Origin of the sequence: Variovorax sp. OV329, from assembly GCF_900114785.1 — a bacterium.
GTDB lineage: Bacteria > Pseudomonadota > Gammaproteobacteria > Burkholderiales > Burkholderiaceae_C > Variovorax.
The window spans coordinates 125,724-149,391 of the sequence record NZ_FOUG01000001.1 but is presented as its reverse complement, the minus strand read 5'-3'; the positions used below and the strand labels follow the sequence as shown (position 1 = coordinate 149,391).

Annotated in this window: 23 protein-coding genes; 12 read left to right on the top strand and 11 right to left on the bottom strand. The window is 68.6% G+C overall.

The genetic code is table 11. The features are described from left to right. Positions 1-14: 14 nt before the first annotated feature. Positions 15-932, bottom strand: a complete 918-nt coding sequence (locus BM345_RS00720; RefSeq protein WP_093374515.1) for a LysR family transcriptional regulator — start codon at positions 930-932, stop codon at positions 15-17. A 97-nt stretch (positions 933-1,029) separates the two neighbouring features. On the opposite strand from BM345_RS00720, the gene BM345_RS00715 reads away from it, so the two are divergent. The 8 genes from BM345_RS00715 to BM345_RS00680 all read left to right on the top strand — a co-directional run bounded on the left by BM345_RS00715 (position 1,030) and on the right by BM345_RS00680 (position 10,268). Further along, positions 1,030-2,247 carry a PQQ-dependent sugar dehydrogenase gene (locus tag BM345_RS00715; protein ID WP_175544855.1) on the top strand — a complete coding sequence of 406 codons (1,218 nt, stop codon included), beginning with the start codon at positions 1,030-1,032 and terminating at the stop codon, positions 2,245-2,247. Continuing rightward, on the top strand, positions 2,247-2,945 hold the full coding sequence (locus BM345_RS00710; protein WP_093374513.1) for a c-type cytochrome: 699 nt from the start codon (positions 2,247-2,249) through the stop codon (positions 2,943-2,945). Before BM345_RS00715 ends, BM345_RS00710 begins: the two co-directional genes overlap by 1 nt. Positions 2,946-3,016: 71 nt before the next feature. Then, positions 3,017-5,176 carry a thiamine pyrophosphate-dependent enzyme gene (locus BM345_RS00705; RefSeq protein ID WP_093374511.1) on the top strand — a complete coding sequence of 720 codons (2,160 nt, stop codon included), beginning with the start codon at positions 3,017-3,019 and terminating at the stop codon, positions 5,174-5,176. Positions 5,177-5,187: 11 nt separating this feature from the next. Beyond that, a complete protein-coding gene (locus BM345_RS00700; protein ID WP_093375234.1) occupies positions 5,188-6,816 on the top strand; it encodes an indolepyruvate oxidoreductase subunit beta family protein in 1,629 nt (542 codons plus the stop codon). Positions 6,817-6,938: 122 nt separating this feature from the next. Beyond that, positions 6,939-7,952 carry a TRAP transporter substrate-binding protein gene (locus BM345_RS00695; protein WP_093375232.1) on the top strand — a complete coding sequence of 338 codons (1,014 nt, stop codon included), beginning with the start codon at positions 6,939-6,941 and terminating at the stop codon, positions 7,950-7,952. A gap of 18 nt (positions 7,953-7,970) precedes the next feature. Continuing rightward, a complete protein-coding gene (locus tag BM345_RS00690; protein ID WP_254789409.1) occupies positions 7,971-8,531 on the top strand; it encodes a TRAP transporter small permease in 561 nt (186 codons plus the stop codon). Then, positions 8,528-9,829: a TRAP transporter large permease gene (locus BM345_RS00685; protein ID WP_093374509.1), complete on the top strand. Its 1,302-nt coding sequence runs from the start codon at positions 8,528-8,530 to the stop codon at positions 9,827-9,829. The genes BM345_RS00690 and BM345_RS00685 overlap by 4 nt, the downstream gene beginning before the upstream one ends. 10 nt (positions 9,830-9,839) lie before the next feature. Continuing rightward, positions 9,840-10,268 carry an acyl-CoA thioesterase gene (locus BM345_RS00680; protein ID WP_093374507.1) on the top strand — a complete coding sequence of 143 codons (429 nt, stop codon included), beginning with the start codon at positions 9,840-9,842 and terminating at the stop codon, positions 10,266-10,268. A 145-nt stretch (positions 10,269-10,413) separates the two neighbouring features. On the opposite strand, the gene BM345_RS00675 is transcribed toward BM345_RS00680, so the two are convergent. Continuing rightward, the gene (locus BM345_RS00675) at positions 10,414-10,911 is read right to left on the bottom strand and encodes an SRPBCC family protein (protein WP_093374505.1); all 498 of its coding nucleotides are present in this window, start codon (positions 10,909-10,911) and stop codon (positions 10,414-10,416) included. A 187-nt stretch (positions 10,912-11,098) separates the two neighbouring features. Between BM345_RS00675 and BM345_RS00670 the strand changes: the two genes are divergently transcribed. Genes BM345_RS00670 through BM345_RS00655 form a run of 4 tightly spaced genes read left to right on the top strand, consistent with a single transcriptional unit; the run spans position 11,099 to position 15,844 of the window. Further along, positions 11,099-11,926 (top strand): DUF3348 domain-containing protein, encoded by an 828-nt coding sequence (locus BM345_RS00670; protein WP_368086466.1) that lies wholly within the window; start codon positions 11,099-11,101, stop codon positions 11,924-11,926. After that, positions 11,923-14,514, top strand: coding sequence for a DUF802 domain-containing protein (locus BM345_RS00665; RefSeq protein ID WP_093374501.1), 2,592 nt, complete (start codon positions 11,923-11,925; stop codon positions 14,512-14,514). Before BM345_RS00670 ends, BM345_RS00665 begins: the two co-directional genes overlap by 4 nt. Positions 14,515-14,516: 2 nt before the next feature. Then, complete coding sequence (locus tag BM345_RS00660; RefSeq protein ID WP_093374499.1) at positions 14,517-15,167, top strand: OmpA family protein; 651 nt, start codon at positions 14,517-14,519, stop codon at positions 15,165-15,167. Beyond that, positions 15,164-15,844, top strand: a complete 681-nt coding sequence (locus BM345_RS00655) for a DUF2894 domain-containing protein (protein ID WP_093374497.1) — start codon at positions 15,164-15,166, stop codon at positions 15,842-15,844. The genes BM345_RS00660 and BM345_RS00655 overlap by 4 nt, the downstream gene beginning before the upstream one ends. Before the next feature lie 19 nt (positions 15,845-15,863). Here the strand turns inward: BM345_RS00655 and BM345_RS00650 are convergent, their stop codons facing one another. The 9 genes from BM345_RS00650 to BM345_RS00610 are packed head-to-tail and all read right to left on the bottom strand — an operon-like array spanning position 15,864 to position 23,652. After that, positions 15,864-17,141, bottom strand: a complete 1,278-nt coding sequence (locus tag BM345_RS00650; RefSeq protein ID WP_093374495.1) for an MFS transporter — start codon at positions 17,139-17,141, stop codon at positions 15,864-15,866. A gap of 24 nt (positions 17,142-17,165) precedes the next feature. Further along, on the bottom strand, positions 17,166-18,257 hold the full coding sequence (locus BM345_RS00645; protein WP_093374493.1) for a porin: 1,092 nt from the start codon (positions 18,255-18,257) through the stop codon (positions 17,166-17,168). 48 nt (positions 18,258-18,305) lie between these two features. Continuing rightward, positions 18,306-19,277, bottom strand: a complete 972-nt coding sequence (locus tag BM345_RS00640; protein ID WP_093374491.1) for a PDR/VanB family oxidoreductase — start codon at positions 19,275-19,277, stop codon at positions 18,306-18,308. A gap of 28 nt (positions 19,278-19,305) precedes the next feature. Then, complete coding sequence (locus BM345_RS00635; protein WP_254789407.1) at positions 19,306-19,740, bottom strand: RidA family protein; 435 nt, start codon at positions 19,738-19,740, stop codon at positions 19,306-19,308. Between the two features lie 14 nt (positions 19,741-19,754). Further along, positions 19,755-20,792: an aromatic ring-hydroxylating oxygenase subunit alpha gene (locus tag BM345_RS00630; protein WP_093374487.1), complete on the bottom strand. Its 1,038-nt coding sequence runs from the start codon at positions 20,790-20,792 to the stop codon at positions 19,755-19,757. 26 nt (positions 20,793-20,818) lie between these two features. Then, complete coding sequence (locus tag BM345_RS00625; protein ID WP_093374485.1) at positions 20,819-21,046, bottom strand: recombinase-like helix-turn-helix domain-containing protein; 228 nt, start codon at positions 21,044-21,046, stop codon at positions 20,819-20,821. 46 nt (positions 21,047-21,092) lie between these two features. Then, a complete protein-coding gene (locus BM345_RS00620; RefSeq protein WP_093374483.1) occupies positions 21,093-21,416 on the bottom strand; it encodes a hypothetical protein in 324 nt (107 codons plus the stop codon). A gap of 60 nt (positions 21,417-21,476) precedes the next feature. Next, a complete protein-coding gene (locus tag BM345_RS00615; protein WP_093374481.1) occupies positions 21,477-22,637 on the bottom strand; it encodes an FAD-dependent monooxygenase in 1,161 nt (386 codons plus the stop codon). Between the two features lie 19 nt (positions 22,638-22,656). After that, entirely contained in the window at positions 22,657-23,652 is a 996-nt protein-coding gene (locus BM345_RS00610) for a Bug family tripartite tricarboxylate transporter substrate binding protein (protein ID WP_093374479.1), read from the bottom strand. Positions 23,653-23,668: the final 16 nt, after the last annotated feature.

Sequence of the window (23,668 nt, the reverse complement as noted above, 5' to 3'; positions counted from 1 at the left end):
CGAGCGCCTGCGCATCAGGCGCTCTTGTCGGCGAACAGCTCGCCGATGACCTGGCGCAGCCAGCGGTTGGCGGGGTCGTCCTCGAAGCGGCGGCTCCAGTGCAGCGACACGTCGAAGTCGCGCAGCGGGAAGGCCGGCTCGACGATGGTGTAGCCACCCTCCTCTGCAAAACCTCGCGCGATGTTGCGCGGCATGACCACCGCCAGGTCGGTGGCGCGCACGATGGCCGGCAGCACCATGAAATGCTCGGTGGTCAGGCGCACCCGGTCTTCCAGCTTGAGCAGGTGCAGGATGCGCAGCGTCTCGGCGTGCGTGCGCACCGCCACGTACTCCAGCTTGCGCAGCGCCTCCAGCAGCGCGGCGCCGCGGCGCTTGCGTTCCGCGAAGGGATGGCCGCTACGCAGCAGCACGATGTAGCGGTCTTTCAGCAGCAGCTTGCGCTGCGTGTCCTTCACCTCCGGCAGGAAGCCGAAGGCGAAGTCGATGCGGCCGCTGTCCAGCGCCGGTGCCACATCGTGCGGCGGCAGCGCCATGGTCTCAATGCGCACGCCCGGCGCCCGCGGGGCCAGGCCGGCCATCAACGCAGGCAGGAAGCGGCCTTCGCCGATGTCGCTCATGTGGATGCGGAAGGACTTGCGCGAGGCCGTGGGCTCGAAGCGGTCGGGCTCGTTGAGCGCGTCCTCCAGCGTGGCCAGTGCCGACTGCACCGCCTGGGCCAGCCGCTCCGCGCGCGGGGTGGGCGCGACCCCGCCGGGGGCGCGGGTGAAGAGTGCATCGCCCAGCAGCAGGCGCAGCCGCCCCAGGCCGTGGCTGGCCGCCGGCTGCGTCAGGCCGACGGCCTCGGCGGCACGGCTCACGCTACGGGCGCGGTACACCGCATCGAAGAGCCGGAGCAGGTTCAGATCGATGGCCTCGATATGCATGGCATGCATGTTACTTAGGCCGAACACTGTATTGAAGTGTGGTTGACCCGCACGCAAACTCACGCGCTGGCGGCAGCCCCGCCCTACAAGAAAAGGAGACTTCGCAATGCAACGCATCCGTTGGATTTCCGCTTCGATCCGGGCCACACTGCTTGCCGGTGTTGCCACTTGTGCGCTGGCGCAGACGCAGCCGGCAGACGAGCCGGGCTGGGCCAAGGGCCGGCCCAAGGCCAACTCGGACGCCATGCGCATGGCACCGGTGCCGGCCTTCCCGATTCCCACCGCGGCCGACAAGCTGCCCACCGCCAAGTTCAAGCTGCCCCCGGGCTTCAAGGTCGAGACCTTCATGCCCGGCGTGCTCGACGCGCGCGAGATCCGCCAGGGCGCCGGCGACACCATCTTCGTGAGCACGCTGTTCGTGGGCCAGAAGGTCTACGCGATCACCAACAACGGCGGCAAGCGCGAACTCAAGACCATCATCGACAAGATGCCGCTGGCCGCAGGCATCGCCTACGACAAGGGCACCCTCTTCGTGGCGACCAACACGAAGATCATGCGCTACGACAACATCGACAGCAAGCTGGACAACGTCGGCGAGCCCAAGGTCATCTACGACAAGCTGCCCGGCGGCGAGGACCACAGCTGGAAGTTCCTGCGCATTCACCAGAACAAGCTGTACTTCCCCATTGGTGCGCCCTGCAACATCTGCGACCCGGGCGAGTACGCCAAGATCTACCGCATGGACCTGGACGGCAGCAATGTCGAGACCATCGCCGCCGGCGTGCGCAACACCGTGGGCTTCGACTTCGACCCGAAGACCGGCAACCTCTGGTTCACCGACAACGGCCGCGACTGGTTCAGCGAGGAGCTGCCCAACGACGAGCTCAACATGGTGGACATGAAGGCCAAGCTGGGCCAGCACTACGGCTACCCCTTCTGCCACCAGGGCAACATCCCCGACCCCGAGTTCGGCTGGTCCAAGAAGTGCAGCGACTACGTCAAGCCCGCCGCCCTGCTCGGCCCGCATGCCGGCTCGCTGGGCCTGAAGTTCTACGACGGCAAGATGTTCCCCGCCAAGTACCGCGGCGCCATGTTCATCGCCCGCCACGGCCCCTGGAACCGCACCGTGAAGTACGCCGACGTGTCGGTCGCCTGGCCCGACGGCAAGGGCGGCGCGAAGGTCGAGCCCTTCATGACCGGCTTCGTGGAGAACAACACCTACCTGGGCCGCCCGGTCGACTTCATGGTGATGAAGGACGGCTCGCTGCTGGTGAGCGACGACCACGCCGGCGCGATCTACCGCATCAGCTACAGCGGCAAGTGATGAAGAAGGGACGGCGCCTCGCCATCAGCATCTTTCTCTCGGCGAGCGCAGTCCTCGCGGCGGGCGCGCCTGGAGCGGCCTGGGCACAGCAGCAGCAACAGAAGAAGGACGCGGGCAGCACCGCCAAACCTTCTGCGGCTGCGGCCAAGCCGGCGGCGGCACCGGCGCAGAACTACGGACAGCGCTTCGCGGCGCTGTGCGCAGCGTGCCACGGCGCCAACGGACGCAGCGAGATGCCGGGCACGCCTTCGCTGGCGGGGCAGCCTTCCTTCTATGCGATCACGCAGCTCTTCCTGTTCCGCGAAGGGCGGCGCTCGAACGAGGCGATGACGGCGGTCGCCAAGACCATGACCGACGACGACATGCGCGGCTTCTCCGAATTCATCGGCACCCTGCCGGCGGTGGCGGCGCCGCCGCCGGCCGGGCCGGTGGACGCGGCACGCATGACGCGCGGCAAGGCGCTGGCCACCGAGCACAAGTGCGTGTTCTGCCACGGCGACGATTTCTCCGGTGGCCAGCAGGTGCCGCGCATCGCGCAGCAGCGCGAGGAATACCTCAACGCCACGCTGCACGAGTTCAAGAACGGCAAGCGCCCGGGCTACAGCATGGCGATGAGCGAGGCACTGCGGCCGGTGCCTGCGGCCGACCTGGACGTGCTCTCGTACTACCTCGCACGCTTCACGCCCGGCACAAAGTAGCCAGCCGCCACCCACGACACCAGAAGAATGATCGGGCGCGCCGGCGGGCGCCGCCCTGAGGGAGACTCAGCTTGGAAGTTTCGTTCAGCAAGGAAATCGAGGCGCTGCGCCTGGGCGCAGGCCAGACCTTCCACGGGGAAGGCATCCTCGCCATCACCAAGGGGCTGCTGCAGTCGGGCGTGGCCTACGTGGGCGGCTACCAGGGCGCGCCGGTCTCGCACCTGCTGGACGTGATGGTGCAGGCCAAGCCCTACATGGACGAGCTGGGCGTGCACGTGGAGGCCTGTTCGAACGAAGCCTCGGCGGCCGCGATGCTGGGGGCTTCCATCCACTACCCGCTGCGCGGCGCGGTGACCTGGAAGTCCATCGTGGGCACCAACGTGGCGGCCGATGCGCTGTCCAACCTCTCGTCGCCCGGCGTGAAGGGCGGCGTGCTCATCGTGGTGGGCGAGGACTACGGCGAAGGCGCCAGCGTGATCCAGGAGCGCACCCACGCCTATGCCCTCAAGTCCGGCATGTGCCTGCTGGACCCGCGGCCCGAGCTGGCGCAGATGGTGCGCATGGTGGAGCACGGCTTCGCGCTTTCCGAAGCATCGAACATGCCCTGCATGATGGAACTGCGCATCCGCGCCTGCCACGTGCGCGGCAGCTTCGACTGCAGCGACAACGTCGCGCCGGCCATCTCCACCCGCGCGCTGATGAGCGAGCCCGCGGGCTTCGACTACATGCGCCTGGCGCACCCGCCGGTGACTTTCCGGCAGGAGAAGCTCAAGGGCGAGGAGCGCATTCCCGCGGCGCGCCGCTACATCGTCGAGCACGAATTGAACGAGGACCTGCCCGGCAGCGGCGCGCATGCCGACCTGGGCATCGTGGTGCAGGGCGGCCTCTTCAACGCACTGCAGCGCGCGCTGCAGCTGCACGGCCTGGCCGATGCCTTCGGCGAGAGCGCCATCCCGATGCTGGTGCTCAACGTCACCTGCCCGCTGGTGCCGGAGCAGCTTGCCGCCTTCTGCGCTGGCAAGCGCGCCGTGCTGGTGGTGGAGGAAGGCCAGCCCGAATACATCGAGCAGGAGATCGCCACGCTGCTGCGCCGCCGCGACATCCAGACGCCGCTGCACGGCAAGGACTTCATCCCCCTGGCCGGCGAGCTGGGCGTGGAGGCGCTGGCCGGTGGCCTGGGCGGCTGGGTCGCCCGCTACCTGCCGCAGCGCGCCGACGCGGGCGCGAACGACCTGCTCGCCGCCAACCGCGACCGCCGCGCCGCCGTGGCGAAGATGCTGGAGACGCCGCTGCCCACCCGCCCGCCCGGCTTCTGCATCGGCTGCCCGGAGCGCCCGGTGTTCTCCGCACTGAAGCTGGCGCAGCAGGACACCGGCCCGGTGCACATCGCGGCCGACATCGGCTGCCATGCCTTCGGCACCTTCGAGCCCTTCTCCATGGGCCACTCGATCCTGGGCTACGGCATGAGCCTGGCCAGCCGCGCCGGCGTGTCGCCGGTGATGCAGCGGCGCGTGCTCTCGGTGATGGGCGACGGTGGCTTCTGGCACAACGGCCTGCTCACCGGCGTGCAGAGCGCCTTGTTCAACGGTGACGACGCGGTGCTGCTGATCTTCAAGAACGGCTACACCTCGGCCACCGGCACGCAGGACATCATCTCCACGCCGGACGAAGCCATCAAGGAAGCCGCCGTCGACAAGCAGCAGAGCCTGGTCGACAAGAACAAGACCATCGAGAGCACCCTGCGCGGCCTGGGCGTGCAGTGGCTGCGCACGGTGCACAGCTACGACGTGGCCGCCATGCGCAGCACGCTCACCGAGGCCTTCACCAGCGACTTCAACGGCCTGAAGGTTGTGATTGCCGAGGGCGAGTGCCAGCTGGAGCGCCAGCGCCGCATCAAGCCCTGGATCGCCAGCCTGCTGCAGCGTGGCGAGCGGGTGCTGCGGGTGAAGTACGGCGTGGACGAGGACGTGTGCAACGGCGACCACGCCTGCATCCGGCTCTCGGGCTGTCCCACGCTCACCGTCAAGGACAACCCGGATCCGCTCAAGGTCGACCCGGTGGCCACGGTCATCGACGGCTGCGTGGGCTGCGGGCTGTGCGGCTCGAACGCGCACGCGGCCACGCTGTGCCCCTCCTTCTACCGCGCCGAGATCGTGCAGAACCCGCGCTGGCACGAGCGCCTGTGGCAGGGCCTGCGGGGCGCGGTGGTGCGGAGCCTTCAAACCGCATGAACGAGGGCGACATGAACCTGGTCCAGCCCATCACCCTGCTCATCTGCGCCCTGGGGGGCGAAGGCGGCGGCGTGCTGACCGAATGGCTGATCGAGGCGGCGCGCGTTGCCGGCCATGCGGCGCAGAGCACCTCCATTCCCGGCGTGGCGCAGCGCACCGGCGCCACCACCTACTACGTCGAGGTCTTCCCGCTGGCCTTGACGTCGCTGCAGGGGCGCAGACCGGTGTTCAGCCTGAGCCCCGTGCCCGGGGCGCTGGATGCCGTCGTGTCCTCCGAACTGCTGGAGACGGTGCGCCAGGTCGGCAACGGCATGAGTTCGCCCGAACGCACGCTGGTCATCTCTTCGTCCGCGCGCAGCCTGACCACCGCCGAGCGCATGGTGCCGGGCGACGGCCGCGCCGACGCGCAGCGCCTGGTGGACGTCATCCGTGCCTTCAGCCGCGAGCACCAGGTCTTCGACATGGGCGCGATGGCGAGAGAGTCGGGCACGGTGGTCAGCGCGGTCATGCTGGGTGCCCTGGCCTGCAGCGGCGTGCTGCCTTTCGCGCGCGAGCATTTCGAGGCCGCCATCCGCGGCCACGAGGACCCGGCCAACCCCTCGCGCGCCACGCAGGCCAGCCTGCGCGGCTTCGCCCAGGCCTTCGACGCGATGCACCAGCCGCGCGAGCACGCCATGCGCCTGCGGCAGATGCTCGACGGCGGCGACGCGCCAGCCGCGGTGGCGCCGCCCTTGCCCGACACGGTGCGCAGCCGCTTTCCGCCCGCGGTTCACGACCTGCTCTCGCTCGGCCATGCGCGCATGCTCGACTACCAGGACGCGGCCTACGCGGCGCTCTACGTGGACCGGCTTGAACAGGTGCTGCAGGCCGAGCGCGAGGTGGACCCGGGCGGCGTGCACGGCTTTTCCACCACGCGCGAGATGGCACGCTGGCTTGCCCTGTGGATGGCCTTCGACGACATCGTGCGCGTGGCCGACCTGAAGAGCCGCGCCAGCCGCAGCCGCCGCGTTCGCAGCGAAGTGAAGGCGGGCGATGCGGACATCGTGAAGGTCTATGAGCACTTCAAGCCCGGGGTGCCGGAGTTCGCGGCCCTGCTTCCGGCGTCGCTGGCGGCACGCCTCACTGCCTGGGACGCGCGCCGCGAGAAGCCCTGGGCCCTGGCGCTGAAGGTGGGCAGCCATTCTGTGCTGGGCATGCTGTCGCTGCGGCTGCTCGCGTCCATGCGCGGCCTGCGCAAGCGCGGCAGCCGCTTCGCGCACGAACAGGCGCTGATCGAGCGCTGGCTGAACGCGGTGATCGCCGGCATGGCGGAAGGCAGCTGGCGCCTGGGCCACGAGATCGCGCTGTGCGGCCGGCTCATCAAGGGCTACGGCAGCACCAACGAGCACGGCAAGCGCAACCTGCTGCACGTGATCGAGCACCTGGCGGTGGCGCACAAGTCCGGCAGTTCGCCGCAGGCGCGCGCGGAAGCGATTGCCGCCGCCCGCGAGGCCGCATTGCAGGAAGACAGCGGCAAGGCCCTGGACGCGGCACTGGTACGCCACGGCGCGCCGCCGCGGCCGGTGACGGCCCAGCCCATCCGCTGGATGAAGCGCCCGCCATCGCAGGCACGGCAAGAGCCGCACGCGCACTCAAGGTAAACGCGGATGCAGCCGGGATACAGCTTATGAAGAATAACCAAATCCTGGACATTCAACGGCTTCACGAAAACCCAAGGAGACAGTGCATGACGAGCAAGCAGAACATCCTCTTCACGGCCGCCATGCGCGCCACCCTGGTGACGGCCACCGTCCTGTGCGCCGCGGCCGGCGTACAGGCGCAGGACAAGCCCGTCACGCTGAAGATGTCCAGCTGGGTGCCGGCCCAGCATCCGCTCAACCCTTCGCTGCAGGCCTGGGCCGACGACATCAAGAAGGCCTCGGGCGGCAGCATCACCGCCACGCTGTTCCCGTCGGAGCAGCTGGGCAAGGCCTTCGACCACTACGACATGGCGCGCGACGGCATCGCCGATGCGGCCTACATCAACCCCGGCTACCAGCCGGGCCGCTTCCCGATCATGGCGGGTGCGTCCCTGCCCTTCCTGTTCTCCAACGGCAAGAGCGGCTCGGCCGCCATCGACGCCTGGTACCGCCAGTACGCCGAGAAGGAGATGAAGGACGTGAAGTTCTGCTTCGCCTTCGTGCACGACCCCGGCACCTTCCATGCACGCAAGAAGATCACGCTGCCTACCGACATCAAGGGCATGAAGATCCGCCCGGCCACCAGCACCATTGGGCAGATGGTCACCTCGCTGGGCGGCACCAACGTGCAGGCCTCGGCACCCGAGTCGCGCGACATGCTCGAGCGCGGCGTGGCCGATGCGATCACCTTCCCCTGGGGCTCCATCGGCCTCTTCGGCATCGACAAGGTGGTGAACTACCACATGGACGTGCCGCTGTACGTCACGCCCTTCGTGTGGGCGCTGAACAAGGACAAGTACAACGCCCTGTCGGCGTCGCAGAAGAAGGTCATCGACGACCACTGCACCAGCGAATGGGCCGAGAAGGTGGCCGGGCCCTGGGCCGACTTCGAGTTCGCCGGCCGCGCCAAGATCGCCGCGCTGCCGGGCCACGAGGTCTACAAGCTCACGCCCGACCAGCTGGACGCCTGGCGCAAGGCCACCGCCCCCGGCGAGGCGCAGTGGGGCGAGCAGGTGAAGAAGGCGGGCGGCGATCCCAAGGCGGTGATGGATTCGCTCAAGGCCAGCCTGGTCAAGTACAACGCCGCGCTGCAGTAGGCGGCGCCGCCACGCCGCATGTCTTCCGACGCCACCGCACCGCCGCCCGCGCCGCATTCCAGGCCGCACGTCAGCCCGATGGATCGCATGATCAATGCGATCGAGTGGCTGGCCGCCATGTTCGTGGGCATCGTGGCGCTGAACATCTTCGCGGCTGTTGTGCTGCGCAAGTTCTTCAACACGCAGATCCCCGACGCCTACGACTTCGGCCGCATGCTGCTGGGCATCCTGATCTTCTGGGGCATCGCGGCCACCAGCTACCGCGGCGGCCACATCACGGTGGACCTGGTGTGGACCGCGGCCAGCCCGCGCTGGAAGCGCGTGATCGACGTGTTCGCCACGCTGGTGCTGCTCTTCGTGGTGGCGGTGCAGACCATCATGCTGTTCGACAAGGTGCGCGCCACCTGGGTCGACCACGTGCTGACCTACGACCTGAACATTCCCACCTGGCCCTTCTATGCCGTGGCCTGGCTGGGCGACGTGTCGGCGGTGGTGCTCATCGCCATCCGCACCTGGCGCCTGGTGTTCCATCCCGAGGACCTGCATGAAGAGAGACCCGAGATGAAGGCGGACGAATGAGCACCGACGCCATTGCCATCCTTGGCTTCTTCGCCCTCTTTGCGCTCATGCTGCTTCGCGTGCCGGTCGGCATGGCGATGGGGCTGGTCGGCGTCACCGGCTATGCGTGGATCGTCGGCCCCGGGCCGGCGCTCAAGCTGGTCGGCCAGACCTCCATGCGCACCGTCACCGACTACACCTTCGGCGTGATCCCCATGTTCATGCTGATGGGCGCGCTGGTGTCGGTCTCGGGCGTGAGCCGCGAGCTCTTCAAGGCGGCCAATTCCATGATCGGCCACATGCGCGGCGGCCTGGGCGTGGCCACGGTGCTGGCCTGCGGCGGCTTCGCGGCCATCTGCGGCTCGTCGGTGGCAACGGCCGCCACCTTCTCTGCCGTGGCCTATCCGGAGATGCGGCGCTTCAACTACCCGCAGTCCTTCTCCACCGGCGTGATCGCGGCCGGCGGCACGCTGGGCGCGATGCTGCCGCCTTCCACCGTGCTGGCGGTGTACGCCATCCTCACGCAGCAGGACATCGGCAAGCTCTTCATGGCGGGCATCGTGCCGGGCCTGCTGGCCATGGGCATGTACGTGCTGACCATCATGCTCATCGTCAAGCTGCGCCCCGACTGGCTGCCCGGCGGCGAGGCCAAGCCATGGAAGGAGCGCATCGCCGACCTGCGCAACGTGTGGGCGCCGCTGGTGCTCTTCGTCTTCGTCATCGGCGGGCTCTACGGGGGCTTCTTCACGCCCACCGAGGCTGGCGGCGTGGGCGCCAGCGGCGCCTTCATCCTGGGCCTGCTGCGGCGCAAGCTCGACGGACCCAAGATCCGCCAGGCCCTGCTGTCGGCCACGCGTACGGCGGCGGCGGTGTTCACGGTGCTGATCGGCGCGCTGCTCTTCGGCTACTTCCTCACCATCACGCAGAGCCCGCAGAAGCTCACCGAATTCCTCACCAGCCTGGGCATCGGCCGCTATGGCGTGCTGGCGCTCATCATGGTCATGTACCTGGTGCTGGGCTGCCTGATGGACGCCATGGCGATGATCATCCTCACGGTGCCCATCATCTTCCCGGTGGTCGTGCACCTGGGCTTCGATCCGATCTGGTTCGGCATCATCATCGTGATGACGGTGGAACTGGGCCTGATCCATCCGCCGGTGGGCATGAACGTGTTCGTCATCAAGAGTGTGGTGAAGGACGTGAGCTTCACCACCATCTTCAAGGGCGTGCTGCCTTTCATCCTCACGGACATCGTGCGCCTGGTGATCCTGATCGCCTTCCCCGTGATCGCGCTGTGGTTGCCCACGAAGATGGGATGATCGCGGCCCCATGAGCAGCAGCAAGACCGTCATCCACACCGTGCACGTCGAGTTCGGCGATTGCGACCCCGCCGGCATCGTCTGGTTTCCCAACTTCTTCCGCTGGATCGATGCGGCATCGCGCCATTTCTTCGTGGCCTGCGGCGTGCCGCACTGGACGGAGACGGCGAAGACCTTGGGCGTGATCGGCACGCCGCTTGTCAACACCCAGACCCGCTTTGTGGCCAGCGCCAGCTATGGCGACACGCTCGACATCGCCACCCGCGTCTCGGTATGGAGGACGAAGAGCTTCGTGCAGGCCTACACCGTCACGCGCGGCGACACGCTCGTTTTGGAATGCGAGGAGGTGCGCATCTTCGGCGGCAAGCGCGAGGACGGAAGCCTCTGCGCCCTGCCCGTTCCCGAGGTGATCGCTCGCCTTTGCGGCCGCGACGCTTGACGCACCTGCGCGGTGCCGGGCGCGCCGCAAAACTGTCCCCCGAGAACGGGGACAAGCTTGTGGACAACTTGTAGGCCAAGTTCCAAAAGCCTTGTCGGACAAGGCCCTGCGTCAGATTGCCTTCTTTGCGGGCACCCGGCTCGGGCTACGCGGCCGGGTGCATCGCGAGGTACTTGCGCAGCAGTTCGCACTGATGCGTCCAGCCGCCCTCCTCGGCCGCGAAAGCCTCCTTGCGCCGCGCCATCGGCAACTGGTCGAAGCCGGATTCCGAGATGCGAACCCGCGTCCCGCCCGTCTCGTCGCGCAGCGCGAACTCGATCAGCGTCATGGGCTCGGCGCTGTAGTCCAGGCCTTCGTCGATGGCATAGGGGTGCCAGCGAAAGGAGAAGCTCTTCATGGGATCGATTTCCACGACCTGGAACTCGAAGCGCTTGCCGGCGTAGGGCTGCTGCATGCGCGCCACCGCCGGGTCCACACTCGTGGGCTCGATGGTGCCGGTGAGTTGCGCGCCGGCGATGAAGGGGCCGTCGAAGTCGGCACCGAACCAGCTGCCGAAGTTCTCGGCCAGGCTGACGGCGCGCCACACGTGCTCGCGCGGTGCCCCCAGCAGGACGGACTTCTCGAAGCGATCGCTTGTGCTCATGGGCAGGATCTCCTTGGCGCCGATCTTGGCACCGCCGCGCGCCCTGCGTACCGTTTTTCAACTTGATACGCGCAGTGCTGGCGATGCTCGTTTTCCCAGTGGTAACGGGGCGTGCGCGACCCCGGAACCCGGGCACCCGTCGGTTAAACTGGGTGGTTGATCTCTTCCCACCGGCAGTAAGCTGAAAGTGTCACAGCGACGCACAGTCTTCACCGGCCCGGCGCTGATTCGCTTGCTCGCCCGCCTCACCGAGGCCGAAGTACCCGAATCCCAACAAGCTTTCGCGGATCGACTGAGCCAATGGCTCGGTTGGGCGGATGCCATCTCGCTCTCCTCGGCGATGAACGGCAGCCCCGCGCCTGCGAGTGCGCCCGTGGCCGCAGCACGCCCTTCCTCTGCCCGAGCCGAGGAAGGCGAGTGCGTGCGCGTGCGCGCCTCGCTGGCCAAGGCCATCGCCGAGGACAACCTTTTTGCCCCGCCCCCGCCGGTCAAGCCCGCGGCCTCGCGCGGCGTGCTGCTCTCGCGCAACCAGCCCTACGAACCGCCGCCTCCGCCTGCGCCCGTGGTGGAGGAAGGCGACTTCACGCCCTACCGCCTGCGCTACCAGGCCCGCCAGCTGGGCATGGAAGCCGCACTGTCGCCGCTGCGCGAACAGCTGCGCGCCCGCCTGTCGGCCCAGTCCCCCGACGCCGCCCGCCTCGCCTCGCTGGACGCGGTGATGGAGCAGGTGCTGGGCGAGCAGGAACGCCGCCTGCTGGGCCTGGTGCCCGGCATGCTCGAGAAGCACTTCGCCAGGCTGCGCAAGCGCCATCGCCTGCAAGCGGAAGAAGCCGCTGCCGCCGACCCCGAGGCCGGCCTCCAGGCGCCGCCCGAGGGCCAATGGCTGCAGCGCTTCTGCCGCGACGCGCAGGCCGTGCTCATGGCCGAGCTGGAGATCCGATTCCAACCCGTCGAGGGGCTCGTCGAAGCCCTTCGCGCCACATCCATTCAGCAGCGAGCCGCTCTTCGCACATGAACCGATCGTCCATTCTCCGAACCCTCGCCTTCGCGGCAGGCCTGGCCGCCATCGGCTGGGCCGGCGCCGGCTACCTCGCCAGCAATCCACTGGCACTGATGGTGATCCTGGTGATCGCCGCCTTCTACCTCGTGGGTGCCTGGGAGCTGCGCGGCTACCAGCAGGCCACCGACACCCTGAGGCAGGCCGTGGCCGACGAGGCCGGCATGCCGCAGCCCGCCGCCGGCCTGGGTGCCTGGCTGGACCGGCTGCATCCCTCGCTGCGCAACGCGGTGCGCCTGCGCATCGAGGGCGAGCGCACCGGCCTGCCGGCCCCTGCCCTCGCGCCCTACCTCACGGGCCTGCTGGTGCTGCTGGGCATGCTGGGCACCTTCCTGGGCATGGTGGTCACGCTGCAGGGCACCGGCAGCGCACTGCAGAGCGCCTCGGACCTGCAGGCCGTGCGCTCCTCGCTGGCCGCGCCGGTCCAGGGCCTGGGCCTGGCCTTCGGCACCTCGCTGGCCGGCATCGCAGGCTCGGCCATGCTGGGCCTGCTGTCGGCCCTGTGCCGGCGCGAACGGCTGCAAGCCGCTCAACAGCTGGACGCGCGCATCGGCACCAGCCTGCGCGTGTTCTCGCTGGCGCACCAGCGCGAGGAATCCTTCAAGCTGCTGCAGAAGCAGAGCGAAGCCATGCCCGTCCTGGTCGATCGCCTGCAGGCCATGATCGCCACGCTGGAGCAGCAGAACCAGACGATGAACGAGCGCCTGCTGGCGGGCCAGGACGCCTTCCATCACAAGGCCTCGACCGCGTACGCCGACCTGGCCACCTCGGTGGGCCAGTCGCTCAACGAGAGCCTGCGCGAAAGCGCGCGCGCCGCCGGCGCGGTGATCGAGCCGGTGGTGCAGAGCACCATGGCCGGCATCGCCAGCACCTTCGAGCAGGGCTCGGAGTCGCTGGTGCGCACGGTGTCGACGCAACTGGCCTCGGCGGTGGGCGATGTGTCCTCGCAGCTGGGCGACACGCTGGGCCGCGTGAACACGCAGCTCGAATCGACCCTGGGCGGCGTGAGTTCGCACCTGGAGTCGACGCTGGGCGCCGTGTCCGCGGATCTGAAGACCACGCTGGGCGAGGTGAACACGCAACTGGCCTCCACGCTGGGCGGCGTCTCCGCCACGCTGGAAGGCACGCTGGGCCGCGTCTCGACCCAGCTCGAATCGACATTGGGTGGCGTCTCAACGAAGCTGGATACGACACTCGATGCCGTGTCGTCGAAGCTGGACACGACGCTCGACGGCGTGTCCTCGAAACTGGACGCGACGCTGGAAGGCGTGTCCGCCAAACTGGATTCGACGGTCGATGCCGTCTCGGGCAATCTCGCTTCGACGCTCGAAGGCGTCTCCAGCAAGCTCGATATAACGCTCGACGGCGTCTCCACGCAGCTCGACACCACGCTCGGCAGCATTTCCTCCAAGCTGGATTCGACCGCCGACGGCATCGCCGGCAAGCTGGAAGCCACCGTCGATGGCGTGTCCGGCAGGCTGGACGCCAACCTGGCAGGCGTGGGCACGCAGCTGGCCTCCACGCTGCAGGGCGTGTCCGAAAAGCTCGAAGCCACGCTGGACCACGTGTCCTCTCAACTTCAGGCCTCGGTGGAGCAGGTCAACGGCAGCTGGGGCGGCGCCCTTGCCTTGCACCAGCAGACGCACGAGGCGCTGTCGGCCAGCACGCAGGAATCGCTGCGCAACGCGGCCGCCGGCTTCGAGTCGCACTCGGCCTCACTGCTGCGCAGCATGGACGAAGCCCACGTGCGCCAGCAGGACGCACTGGCCGCGCGCGACGAGCAGCGCCTGGGTGCCTGGACCGAATCGCTGCAGGGCCTGGCCGCCGGCCTGGAGCAGCACTGGCAGGACGCCGGCGCGCAGAACCTGGCGCAGCAGCAGAAGATCTGCGACACCCTCGCGCAGACCGCCGACCAGATGGCCACGCAATCGCAGGAGCAGGCGCGCGCCACCATCGCCGAGATCGGCCAGTTGGTGCAAGCCGCCTCCGAGGCGCCGCGCGCCGCCGCAGAAGTGATGGCGCAGCTGCGCCAGAAGCTCTCCGACAGCATGGAGCGCGACAACAGCCTGCTCGAAGAGCGGGCCACCATCCTGCAGACGCTGGAGACCCTGCTGGGCGCCATCAACCATGCCGCCACCGAGCAGCGCACCGCCATCGATGCACTGGTCGCCAGTTCCTCCGAGCTGCTGGAGCGCGTGGGCAAGGACTTCGGCGAGCAGGTGCAGGCGCAGACCGGCCAGTTCGGCACCGTGGCCGCGCAGCTCACCGGCAGCGCGGTCGAAGTGGCCAGCCTGGGCGAGGCCTTCGGCGCCTCGGTGCAGGTCTTCGGCCAGGCCAACGAGAAGATGGTGGCGCAGCTGCAGCGCATCGAGGGCGCGCTGGGCAAGGCCATGGCGCGCAGCGACGAGCAGCTGGACTATTACGTGGCCCAGGCCCGCGAGGTGGTGGACCTGAGCATCCGCTCGCAGAAGCAGATCCTCGAAGACCTGCAGCAGATCGGCGCCGGCGGCCACGGCCGCGGCCCGCTCGCCGCCAGCGAGGCCTGAGCATGGGCACGGACGAACTGGACGCCGGCAGCGAAGCCAACGCGCCGGTGTGGGCCGTCTTCGGCGACCTGATGTCGGGCCTGCTGGGCGCCTTCGTGCTGATCCTGGTGTGCGTGATCGGCATGCAGCTGGAACTCACGACCCAGCTCGAAGCCGAGGTGAAGCAGCGGCAGGAGCAGGCGCAGCGCCTCAAGACCTTGGAAGAAGTGCTGGCCGGCCCGCTCGCGGCGGGCCGCGTGACGCTGGTGAACGGACGCATCGGCATCAGCGGCAACGTGCTCTTCTCCTCCAGCTCGGCCGAGCTGCAGGGCGAGGGCCGCCAGCTGCTCAAGAGCCTGGCCGCGCCGCTGGCCGGCTACCTGCGCTCGCGCGACGAGATCCTGATGGTCAGCGGCTTCACCGACGACCGCCAGGTGCGCGGCGGCAGCAAGGCCTTTGCCGACAACTGGGAGCTGTCGGCGCAGCGCGCGCTGACGGTGACGCGCACGCTGATCGAGGAAGGCGTTCCTTCCGATTCGATCTTCGCCGCCGCCTTCGGGCCCGAGCAGCCGGTGGCATCCAACTCGGATGCCGATGGCCGCTCGAAGAACCGCCGCGTGGAGATGGCGCCGACGCCGCGCTCCACGCACGGCAACGTGAAGAAGAGTTCGTGAGCAGCGAAGAAGCCCCGGCCACGGAAGACGTGAACGCGACGCTGGCCGCCTGGCGGGAGCGTGGCGATTCGCGGCTGGACCCGGTGCGCTTCCAGATGATCGAATCGCTGGCCCGGCGCGCCGCCGGCCACGAGGGCGAGGCGCGGCGCCTGCTCGACGACAAGCTGGCAACGCTGATGGCGGCGTACGCGAACGATCTGACGCAAGCCGAGCCAACGGCCGTATCGGACGGCAAGCCGAAGCCGCCAGCGGCGCGCAGTGCCGGCCCCATGCGTGCCCTGCTCGACTACATCCGCGAGCACGCGCCCTCGCACACCCGACCGGCCCCCTCGCCAGCAGATGCCCTGAACACCCATCCCGGCGAACCCGAAACCCTGCGCTACCTGCGCAGCACCTGGTCGCGCCTGAGCGCCAACAAGCGCCTGACCCAGTCGCTGGCCAAGGTGCCGGACAAGGCGGGGCCGCTCAACTCGCACCACCTGGTGCACCGGGCGCTGGCTTCCATGCGCGACACCTCGCCCGAGTACTTCCACCGTTTCGTGTCCTACGTGGACGGGCTGCTGGCCCTGGACCAGATGACCCAGCCCGGCGCTGCGCCCGCGCCGGCACCGGCGGAAAGCACCGCACCCGCCCGCGCGCGCAAGGGCACGCGCGCCAAGTCGGCGCCCTCTTCCTGAGCCTCGGCCTGCGGCCGGCTCAGGCAGCGCTGGCGTGTGCTGTCGCCTCCTGCGGCCCGCGCTCGCGCAGCCACAGCACCAGCCCGCACAGCACCACCACCAACTGCGTGCCGATCAGCGCGCCGAAGCCCGCCAGGAAGCCCGCCGGCGGCGTGCTGGCATGGGCGATCACGGCGCCCATCAACACCGGCATGAAGCCGGCCACCAGGCTGCCCACGCCGTTGACCACGCCGTAGCTGCTGGCCACGTGCTCGGGCCGCGAGAAGTGCTGCACCGTGCTCGGGATGGCCGGGCTCATCAGGCCCCAGAAGAAGTTGGCAGCGATCAGGCTGTAGGCTGCCAGGTAGCGGCTCTCGGTCTCGATCGCGAGCAGCACCGACAGCGCCACGCCCACGCTGCACCACACGAACATCAGCGGCACACTTCTGCGCCGGATGCGGTCGATGACGACGCCGCCGATCAGCACCGCCACCACCGTGGCGTACTGCGGCAGCGAGGCGAGCCAGCCCATCTCCTTGAGCGAGAAGCCGCGCGCCTCCTGCAGGTAGCTGGGCAGCCAGTTGCTGCTGCCCCAGAGGTAGGCCAGGAAGGCGGAAGTGAGCAGCGTCACCAGCACCAGGTGGCGTGTGTGCATGGCGCCGCGCACCATGCGCCCCACCTGCGCCAGGGCCGCGCCGGCACTGCCGGCCGTCTGCGCGCGGCTGTCGTCCACCCTGGGCATGTGCACGAAGGCTAGCACCAGCGGAACGCCCACCAGGATGTTGATCAGCCCCAGCACGTGGAAGGAGGTCTGCCAGTCGTGCGAGGCCAGCAGCAGGCCCACCAGCGGGTAGCCGATCGCCAGCCCCAGGCCCGTGCCCATGTTGACGAAGGAGTTGGGCTTGCCGTTCTCGCGGCTTTCGAAGTGCGCCTTGATGTAGGCACCGGCCAGCGCGAACACCGGGCCTTCGGACAGCCCCAGCAGGATGCGCGAGGCCAGCAGCAGCCCGAAGCTGTTCAGCGCCGGCGACAGGAAGGTCACCACGCCCCACAGCATCAGGCCCACCAGCAGGCTGCGCCTCACGCCCAGCAATGCCGCCGCGAAGGGCGTCAGCACCACCGATGAAATGCCGTAGCCCACCATGAAGGCGGTCGCCAGCAGGCCCTGGCTCACGCGGTCGCTGCGCTCGATGCCCACATGCTGCAGGAAGCCGCTGTCGGTGATCAGCACCGCGATGTTGATGCGGTCGATGTACGAGATGGCGACGATCACGAAGAGCGTGATCACGCCGTACCAACGGGCTTGCCTGCCTTGCATGGCGCTACTCCTTCAATGCTTGCGTCAGAACGCGTGGCGCACGCCGAACTCGGTGCCCGTGGACGAGCTGTTCGGCGAGGTGGTGGCACCGGTCAGCGCCTGCGACGCGCCGTTGCTGTTGGAGATGCGCGCCACGGTCGCATAGACCGCGGTGCGCTTCGAGAGGTTGTGCACGTAGCCCAGCGCCAGCTTCGAGGTGGTGGGCTTCGGCACGTCGCCGACGGGGATGCGCTCGTACCACGCATAGGAGAAGCGCACGTCGCCCGGGCCCACCGGCCAGATGAAGCCCACCAGCGCGCCGCGGCCATCCACCTGCCCCAGCGACTCGTCGTAGAGCTCGCTGGTCAGCTTGAGGTTGTTCAGCGACGCGAAGGTGTAGGCGAGGCCGATGTTGGACACGCGCAGGTCGCCAGTCGCGTACTTCGTGGTGCCCGTCGCCAGCGACACATGCCAGGCAGCATCCTGCCAGCCCACACGCACGCCTGCGTAGTCGCCGTCGTGGCGCGCATCCGAGGGCACGGTGTTCGAGGCGTTCTCACCCATGGCGTACATGGCCTGGCCGTAGAAGCCCGACAGGCCCGCGGGCAGGAAGTAGCCGATGCTGTTGGATGCCCGCGTGCCGGTGGGCGCGGCCACGCCGCCCAGGCCGGTGAAGTAGAGCTGGCTCGCGCCGATGCCGCTGCCGGTGCCGAAGGGATCGAACAGTGCCGTGTTCCAGAAGCTGGGCGTGTAGTCGCGGCCCAGGCGCAGTTCGCCGAAACGGCCCGACAGGCTCACGGTGGAACGGCGGTTGAAGGTCAGGCCGCCGCTGGCGAGGTTGCCGCTGGCCTGGTTGTTGGTGTTGGTCGGAAAGCCGCTGCCGGTGTCGTTCATCAGGCCGGCTTCGAGCCAGAAGCCCGCCGACAGGCCGCCGCCCAGGTCCTCGGTGCCGCGAAAGCCGAGGCGGCTGAAGCTGTTGGCGCTGTTGGTCATCTGCCACTTGCTGGTGGACACGGGGCCCGAGCCGGTGGTGTAGGTGAGTGCGGCATCGAGCACGCCGAACACGGTCACGCTGGATTGGGCGCAGGCGAGGCCCGCGGCTGCGCAGGCGGCAGCCGCCACGAGAGTCTTCTTCATTGGTTCTTCTAAGGGACGAGAGTGGGGAAAACGGGGAGGCCTTGCGCCTCAGATGTCCAGCACCAGCGGACCGCGCTTGCAGCGCGACACGCAGATCATCATGGTCTTGTTCGACTGGCGTTCCAGCTTGGTGAGGATGCCGTCGTGGTGCTCGATCTCGCCGGCTTCCAGCACGACGGTCTCGCAGGCGCCGCAGACACCTTCCTTGCAGCTGTGGTCGGGGTTCAGACCGGCCTCGATCAGGCTGTCGAGGATGGACTTGCCGGGCGGCACCTCCACGCTCTTGCCGCTCTTGGCGCATTCGACCACGTAAGTCTCGGTGGCGGCCGGCGCCGCCACTTCCACGGCGGCGAAGCGCTCGATGTGCGCGTTGGCATAGCCCAGCTGCTCGCAGCTCTTCTCGAAGCTGTCCAGCATGGGCGTGGGGCCGCAACAGTAGTAGTGGCTGGCCGCGCCCTTGCCTTCCAGCATCTGCACCAGGTTGGGCGGCGCGTTCTTCTCCTGGTCGAAGTGCCAAGTGATCGGGATGCCCTTGTCGGCAGCCAACGCGGTGATGGCGTCGATGAAGGCGGCTTCCTTGCGGTTGCGCGCGCAGTAGATCATCTCCACCGGACGGCCCAGCGCACTCAGGCGCTGAAGCATGCACCAGATGGGCGTCACGCCGATGCCGCCGGACATCAGCACCGAGCGCTCCGCGCCTTCCTGCAGCGCGAAGTTGTTGCGCGGATGCGAGATCTCGATGGTGCTGCCCACGCGCAACTGCTGGTGCACGTAGCGCGAGCCACCGCGGCTCTTCTTGTCGTTGAGCACGCCCACCACGTAGCGCTGGCGGTCGCTGGCCGGGTTGCACAGCGAGTAGCTGCGCACCAGGCCGTTGGGCAGGTGCAGGTCGATGTGCGAGCCGGCCTCGAAAGCGGGGAAGTCCACCTCCGGTGAAGCGGGACGGAACTCGACGCTGACGATGCCGTCGGCCTCGTGGCGCATGGTGTGGACCAGGGCTTTCAGCGTGGGGGATGACATGGCGGAACCTCGGGAAAAACTTCGGATGTCAGGGTGCGGCAGTCGGCAAGCTACGCAGGTCAACGTCCAGCCGCGCGGTGGCGTCGATCTCGACGCGCAGTTCGGGAAACACCAGGGCACTCACCGCCACCAGCGTGGAGGCCGGGTACGGCCCCTGGCCGAAGAAGTCGCGCCGTGCGCGCCCCACTTCGTCCTTGTCGGAGATCTCGGTGACATACACCACCAGCTTGAGGATGTTGTGCACGCCGCCGCCGGCCGCTTCGAGCAGCGCCTGGATCTTCTTCAGGACCACCAGCGTCTGCTCGTAGGCGCCCAGGGGCGAGCCGGCCTGCGCGGCGTTGCGCGTGGCAGGGTGGCCGGTCTGGCCAGACAGCACCACCTCCTGGCCCACCACGATGGCGTTGGACCAGTTGGCGTGCGCCAGGTCAGGCACGGCCTCGCACACGACGCGCTTCACCTGCACGGCATCCATCCTCTTCAGGCCGCGGCCTTCTGCAGCGACTCAACCTGCTGCTGCGCCAAGCCTTTAAGGTGGCGGCGCAGGCGCACGACGCCCAGGTCGTGCTGGTACAGGTTCTCGTGCTGGTTGGCATCGGGTTCCATGTCCTCGAGCATCCGGCGGTCCTGCTCCAGCACGTGCCAGTGGCGCGCCTCCAGTCGGTTCTGGTAGAGGAAGCGCCAGGTGTCGCGCTCCCAGCCCTTGGGGAGCTTGCGGCAGCGCCAGTGGAACACCGCCGACAGCGAGGGCGAGATGGGCGTGTAGCTGCCCACGATGATGAAGTTGCCGCCGGGGCCGCCGGTCTTCGGATAGGGGATCTCCAGGCGCATCCAGTGCACGCCGGTGTCGGCCCATTCGGTCCAGTCGAAGTTGACGTTGCGCTGGCCTTCCTTCTCGAACACGAAGCCGGTGTCGGTGGCGCGGATGCCGAACTTGGCATGCGAATCGCCTTCGGCCATGGAGTGCGACTGCTTGTGCAGGAAGGTGCCGTGCATCGGGTCCATCACGTTGTCCAGCACGTAGCGGTAGTCGCCCTTCCACTCGGTGTAGCAGAGGAAGTGGCCGTACTCCTCGTCGTTGGTCAGCTGCTCGGGCAGCAGCAGCGGCGGCGGCTCGTCCACGGGCTCGCGGCTGTTGTAGAGCCACACGGCACCGGCCGCTTCCTTCACGTGGAAGTGGAAGGTGGGGCGCGAGCCCTCCAGCTTGCAGCCGGGGCTGCCGGGCACGCGGGTCACGGTGCCGTCGCAGCGCACTTCCACGCCGTGGTAGGGGCACGAGAGGCGGTCGCCCAGGATCACGCCCTGCGACAGCGGCGCGCCGCGGTGCGGGCAGCGGTCTTCCAGTGCGTGCAGCACGCCCTGGTGGTCGCGCCACAGGGCAAGCTTGCGGCCGAGGCGGCGCAGCGAGATGGGCTTCTCCTTGATGAAGGAGGTCGGGCACAGCGGATACCAGAGGTCCTTCAGGCCCACTTCGAGCAGCTGGTCGACCGGGTCGGCGTGGATGGCGATGGTGGTCATGTCGATTCCTTCGTGGGGTGCGCGCTTCAGGCGGACTGGTTGGCCAGGCCGGCGATTTCCTGGCGGTAGACCTCTTCGGTCCATTCCTTGCCGCTGGGGCTGGCCAGGCCGCTGTCGTTCAGTGCCTGCACCAGGCCGGCCAGGTCATGCACGCCGCTGCCGTAGGCACGCTCGATGGCGTCGCCCAGCAGGTCTTCGTAGGTGGTGGGGGTGCGCTTGCGCGCCTGGTGTTGATCGAGGTAGCGGTCGGTCATGGGGCTCTCCATCGGTGGGCGGTTGAACTCTTGTCTTGGTCGCGGCTCACTGGCCGCCATTGCGCACGCGTTCGCGGATGCGTTCGCGAACCGGCACGAAGTCGTAAGTGGGGTAGCACTCGGTGCTGAACACGCCCCAGGCGCGGCGCTCCAGCTCCAGGTTGACGAGCGGGAGCATCGAAGGCGGCAGCTCCAGCGTGAGGATCTGGCCCAGGCCCATGGCCACGGTCCAGGAGACGATGCGGCAGCCCTCGGGTGGGAAGGACTCCCACCAGTCGCTGGCCTTCATGCGCGCCTGCACATCGTCCAGCGTGAGGCCGGGGTGGTGCTTGAGCACCACCGTCAGCAGGAGCTTGCCGCTGTCAGACACAGAAAACCTCCGTGCTGCGCACTGCGGTGCGAGCACCCTTCGGAGCGGCCGTGCGGGTGCTCATGCCAGGCTCTCTTCCGATTCTTCACTGGCCAGCGGCACGGCCCAGGCGTCGTAGCCATAGACCCAGTCGGCGTTGCCGCCTTCGCGCAGCCAGTTGTTGCCACGCGAGCCCAGCTGCACCTGGCTGGTCCGCGGCAGGCGGGCACGCTCGTAGCGGCGCAGCGCGACGGGGAGGTCCTGCACGGCAACGCCTTCCAGGTAACGGGCCAGCACGACGGCGTCTTCGATCGCCATGCCGGCGCCCTGCGCCATGAAGGGCAGCATGGGGTGCGCCGCATCGCCCAGCAGCGCCAAGCGGCCCTGCGTCCACGAGGGCATCGGGTCGCGCTCGTACAGAGCAGTCTTGAGGACGGTGTCGCAGGCGTCCAGCAGGGCGCGGGCCTCGCCGTGGTAGTCCTTGTACTGATCGCGCAGCTCGTCGACGCTGCCGGGCGCAGTCCACGACTCGAGGTGCCACGTGTCCTGCGGCGTGGTGGCGAAGATGAAGATGTCCCTGCCGCGGTTGAGCGGGAAGGTGACGATCTGGCTCTGCGGGTTCGGGCCCCACCACTTGGTGAAGGCGCCCAGGTTGGGCACGCCCTGCAGGCGGTCGGCGGGCACCACGGCGCGGTAGGCCACGATGCCGGTGAAGCGCGGGCTTTCGGCGCCGAACATCGCGGTGCGCACCACCGAGTGGATGCCGTCCGCGCCGATCAGTGCGCCCAACTGCGCGCTGCTGCCGTCCTCGAAAGTGACTTCGACGCCCTCGTCGCCCTGCACGATCTTCTGCGCACGCTTGCCCAGCTGCACGCGCTCGGCCGGGAACAGCTCCGCCAGCGCCGCCAACAGGTCGGCGCGGTGGATGGTGAGCTGCGGGGCGCCGTATTTCTGCTCGGCGGTCTCGGCCATTTCCAGGCGCGAGGTCTCTTCGCCGCTGTCGTAGCTGCGGCTGATGCGATGCGAGGGGCGCGCAGCGGTCACGCGGGCGGCTTCGCCGATGCCCAGGCCGTCCATGGCGCGCACCGCGTTGGGCGTGAGGTTGATGTCGGCACCCACGCGGGCGAACTGCTTGGCCTGCTCGAACACGATCACGTCGTGGCCGGCGCGGCGCAGGGCGATGGCGGCGGCCAGGCCGCCGATGCCGGCACCGACGATGCCGATGGTGTTGCTGCTGCTCATGTCTCCGTCTTCTTTCTCGTTACTCGGCCACGATGTGGCGCGACTTGATGATTCCGCTCCACACGGCCGTCTCGTCCTTCATGGCCTTGGCGAAGGCCGACGGGCTCATGGTGGCCTGGGTCATGCCCTGGGCCTTGAGCCTTTCCTGCACCTCGGCGGTGCCGAGGATCTCGGCGGCGTCCTTGGCCAGCTGCTCGGCCACCGGGGCGGGCGTGCCGGCCGGGGCCAGCAGGCCGTACCAGGAGGTCACGTTCACGCCCTGGATGCCCTGCTCCGCCAGCGTGGGGATGTTGGGCGCCACGGGCGTGCGCTGTGCCTCGGTGATGCCGATGGCCACCAGCTTGCCGTTCTGGATGAAGGGCAGCGCGGCCGGCAGGTTGGTGAACATCAGCGGCACGATGCCGCCCACCGTGTCGGTGAGGGCTGGCGCGGTGCCCTTGTAGGCCACGTGCAGCAAATCGGTGCCCGTCTGCTGCTTGAAGAGCTCTCCGGCCAGGTGCAGGCCGCTGCCGACGCCGGGCGAGGCATAGGCCAGCGTGCCGGGCTTGGCCTTGGCCTGTGCCACCAGCTCCTTGGCGTTCCTGATGCCCGAGGAAGGAGAAGCCACCACCACGTTGGGCGCCTTGGCCAGCATGGTCACGGCCACGAAATCCTTCTCGACGTTGAACGGGAAGTTCGTCATCAGCGTGGGGTTGATGGTGAGGTTGCCCGCGGGTACCACCAGCAGCGTGTGGCCGTCGCCCTTGGCGCGCTTGACCTTGTCCATGCCGATGTTGCCGGCCGCGCCCGCCGAGTTCTCCACCACTGCCACCTGGCCGTAGCGCTTGTTCAGGCCCTCGGCCAGCACGCGCGCCAGCGTGTCCACCGGGCCGCCCGCCGGGAAGGGCGAGACGATATTGAAGGGGCCGGAGGCCAGCTGCTTCTGCGCATCGGTCTGCGCATGCGCAGGGGCGAAGGCCAGCGCCAAGGCGAAGGAAGCGGCGAGGGACTTGGCGAGAACGGAAAGACGGGTCATGGCTTGCTGCGGTTCG

What these genes read in the sequence shown, in the direction of transcription:
- BM345_RS00720 (WP_093374515.1), bottom strand. Translation starts at nt 932, where the DNA reads ATGCATGCCATGCATATCGAGGCCATCGATCTGAACCTGCTCCGGCTC.
- BM345_RS00715 (WP_175544855.1), top strand. Translation starts at nt 1,030, where the DNA reads ATGCAACGCATCCGTTGGATTTCCGCTTCGATCCGGGCCACACTGCTT.
- BM345_RS00710 (WP_093374513.1), top strand. Translation starts at nt 2,247, where the DNA reads ATGAAGAAGGGACGGCGCCTCGCCATCAGCATCTTTCTCTCGGCGAGC.
- BM345_RS00700 (WP_093375234.1), top strand. Translation starts at nt 5,188, where the DNA reads ATGAACCTGGTCCAGCCCATCACCCTGCTCATCTGCGCCCTGGGGGGC.
- BM345_RS00695 (WP_093375232.1), top strand. Translation starts at nt 6,939, where the DNA reads ATGCGCGCCACCCTGGTGACGGCCACCGTCCTGTGCGCCGCGGCCGGC.
- BM345_RS00690 (WP_254789409.1), top strand. Translation starts at nt 7,971, where the DNA reads ATGTCTTCCGACGCCACCGCACCGCCGCCCGCGCCGCATTCCAGGCCG.
- BM345_RS00685 (WP_093374509.1), top strand. Translation starts at nt 8,528, where the DNA reads ATGAGCACCGACGCCATTGCCATCCTTGGCTTCTTCGCCCTCTTTGCG.
- BM345_RS00680 (WP_093374507.1), top strand. Translation starts at nt 9,840, where the DNA reads ATGAGCAGCAGCAAGACCGTCATCCACACCGTGCACGTCGAGTTCGGC.
- BM345_RS00675 (WP_093374505.1), bottom strand. Translation starts at nt 10,911, where the DNA reads ATGAGCACAAGCGATCGCTTCGAGAAGTCCGTCCTGCTGGGGGCACCG.
- BM345_RS00665 (WP_093374501.1), top strand. Translation starts at nt 11,923, where the DNA reads ATGAACCGATCGTCCATTCTCCGAACCCTCGCCTTCGCGGCAGGCCTG.
- BM345_RS00660 (WP_093374499.1), top strand. Translation starts at nt 14,517, where the DNA reads ATGGGCACGGACGAACTGGACGCCGGCAGCGAAGCCAACGCGCCGGTG.
- BM345_RS00650 (WP_093374495.1), bottom strand. Translation starts at nt 17,141, where the DNA reads ATGCAAGGCAGGCAAGCCCGTTGGTACGGCGTGATCACGCTCTTCGTG.
- BM345_RS00645 (WP_093374493.1), bottom strand. Translation starts at nt 18,257, where the DNA reads ATGAAGAAGACTCTCGTGGCGGCTGCCGCCTGCGCAGCCGCGGGCCTC.
- BM345_RS00640 (WP_093374491.1), bottom strand. Translation starts at nt 19,277, where the DNA reads ATGTCATCCCCCACGCTGAAAGCCCTGGTCCACACCATGCGCCACGAG.
- BM345_RS00630 (WP_093374487.1), bottom strand. Translation starts at nt 20,792, where the DNA reads ATGACCACCATCGCCATCCACGCCGACCCGGTCGACCAGCTGCTCGAA.
- BM345_RS00625 (WP_093374485.1), bottom strand. Translation starts at nt 21,046, where the DNA reads ATGACCGACCGCTACCTCGATCAACACCAGGCGCGCAAGCGCACCCCC.
- BM345_RS00615 (WP_093374481.1), bottom strand. Translation starts at nt 22,637, where the DNA reads ATGAGCAGCAGCAACACCATCGGCATCGTCGGTGCCGGCATCGGCGGC.
- BM345_RS00610 (WP_093374479.1), bottom strand. Translation starts at nt 23,652, where the DNA reads ATGACCCGTCTTTCCGTTCTCGCCAAGTCCCTCGCCGCTTCCTTCGCC.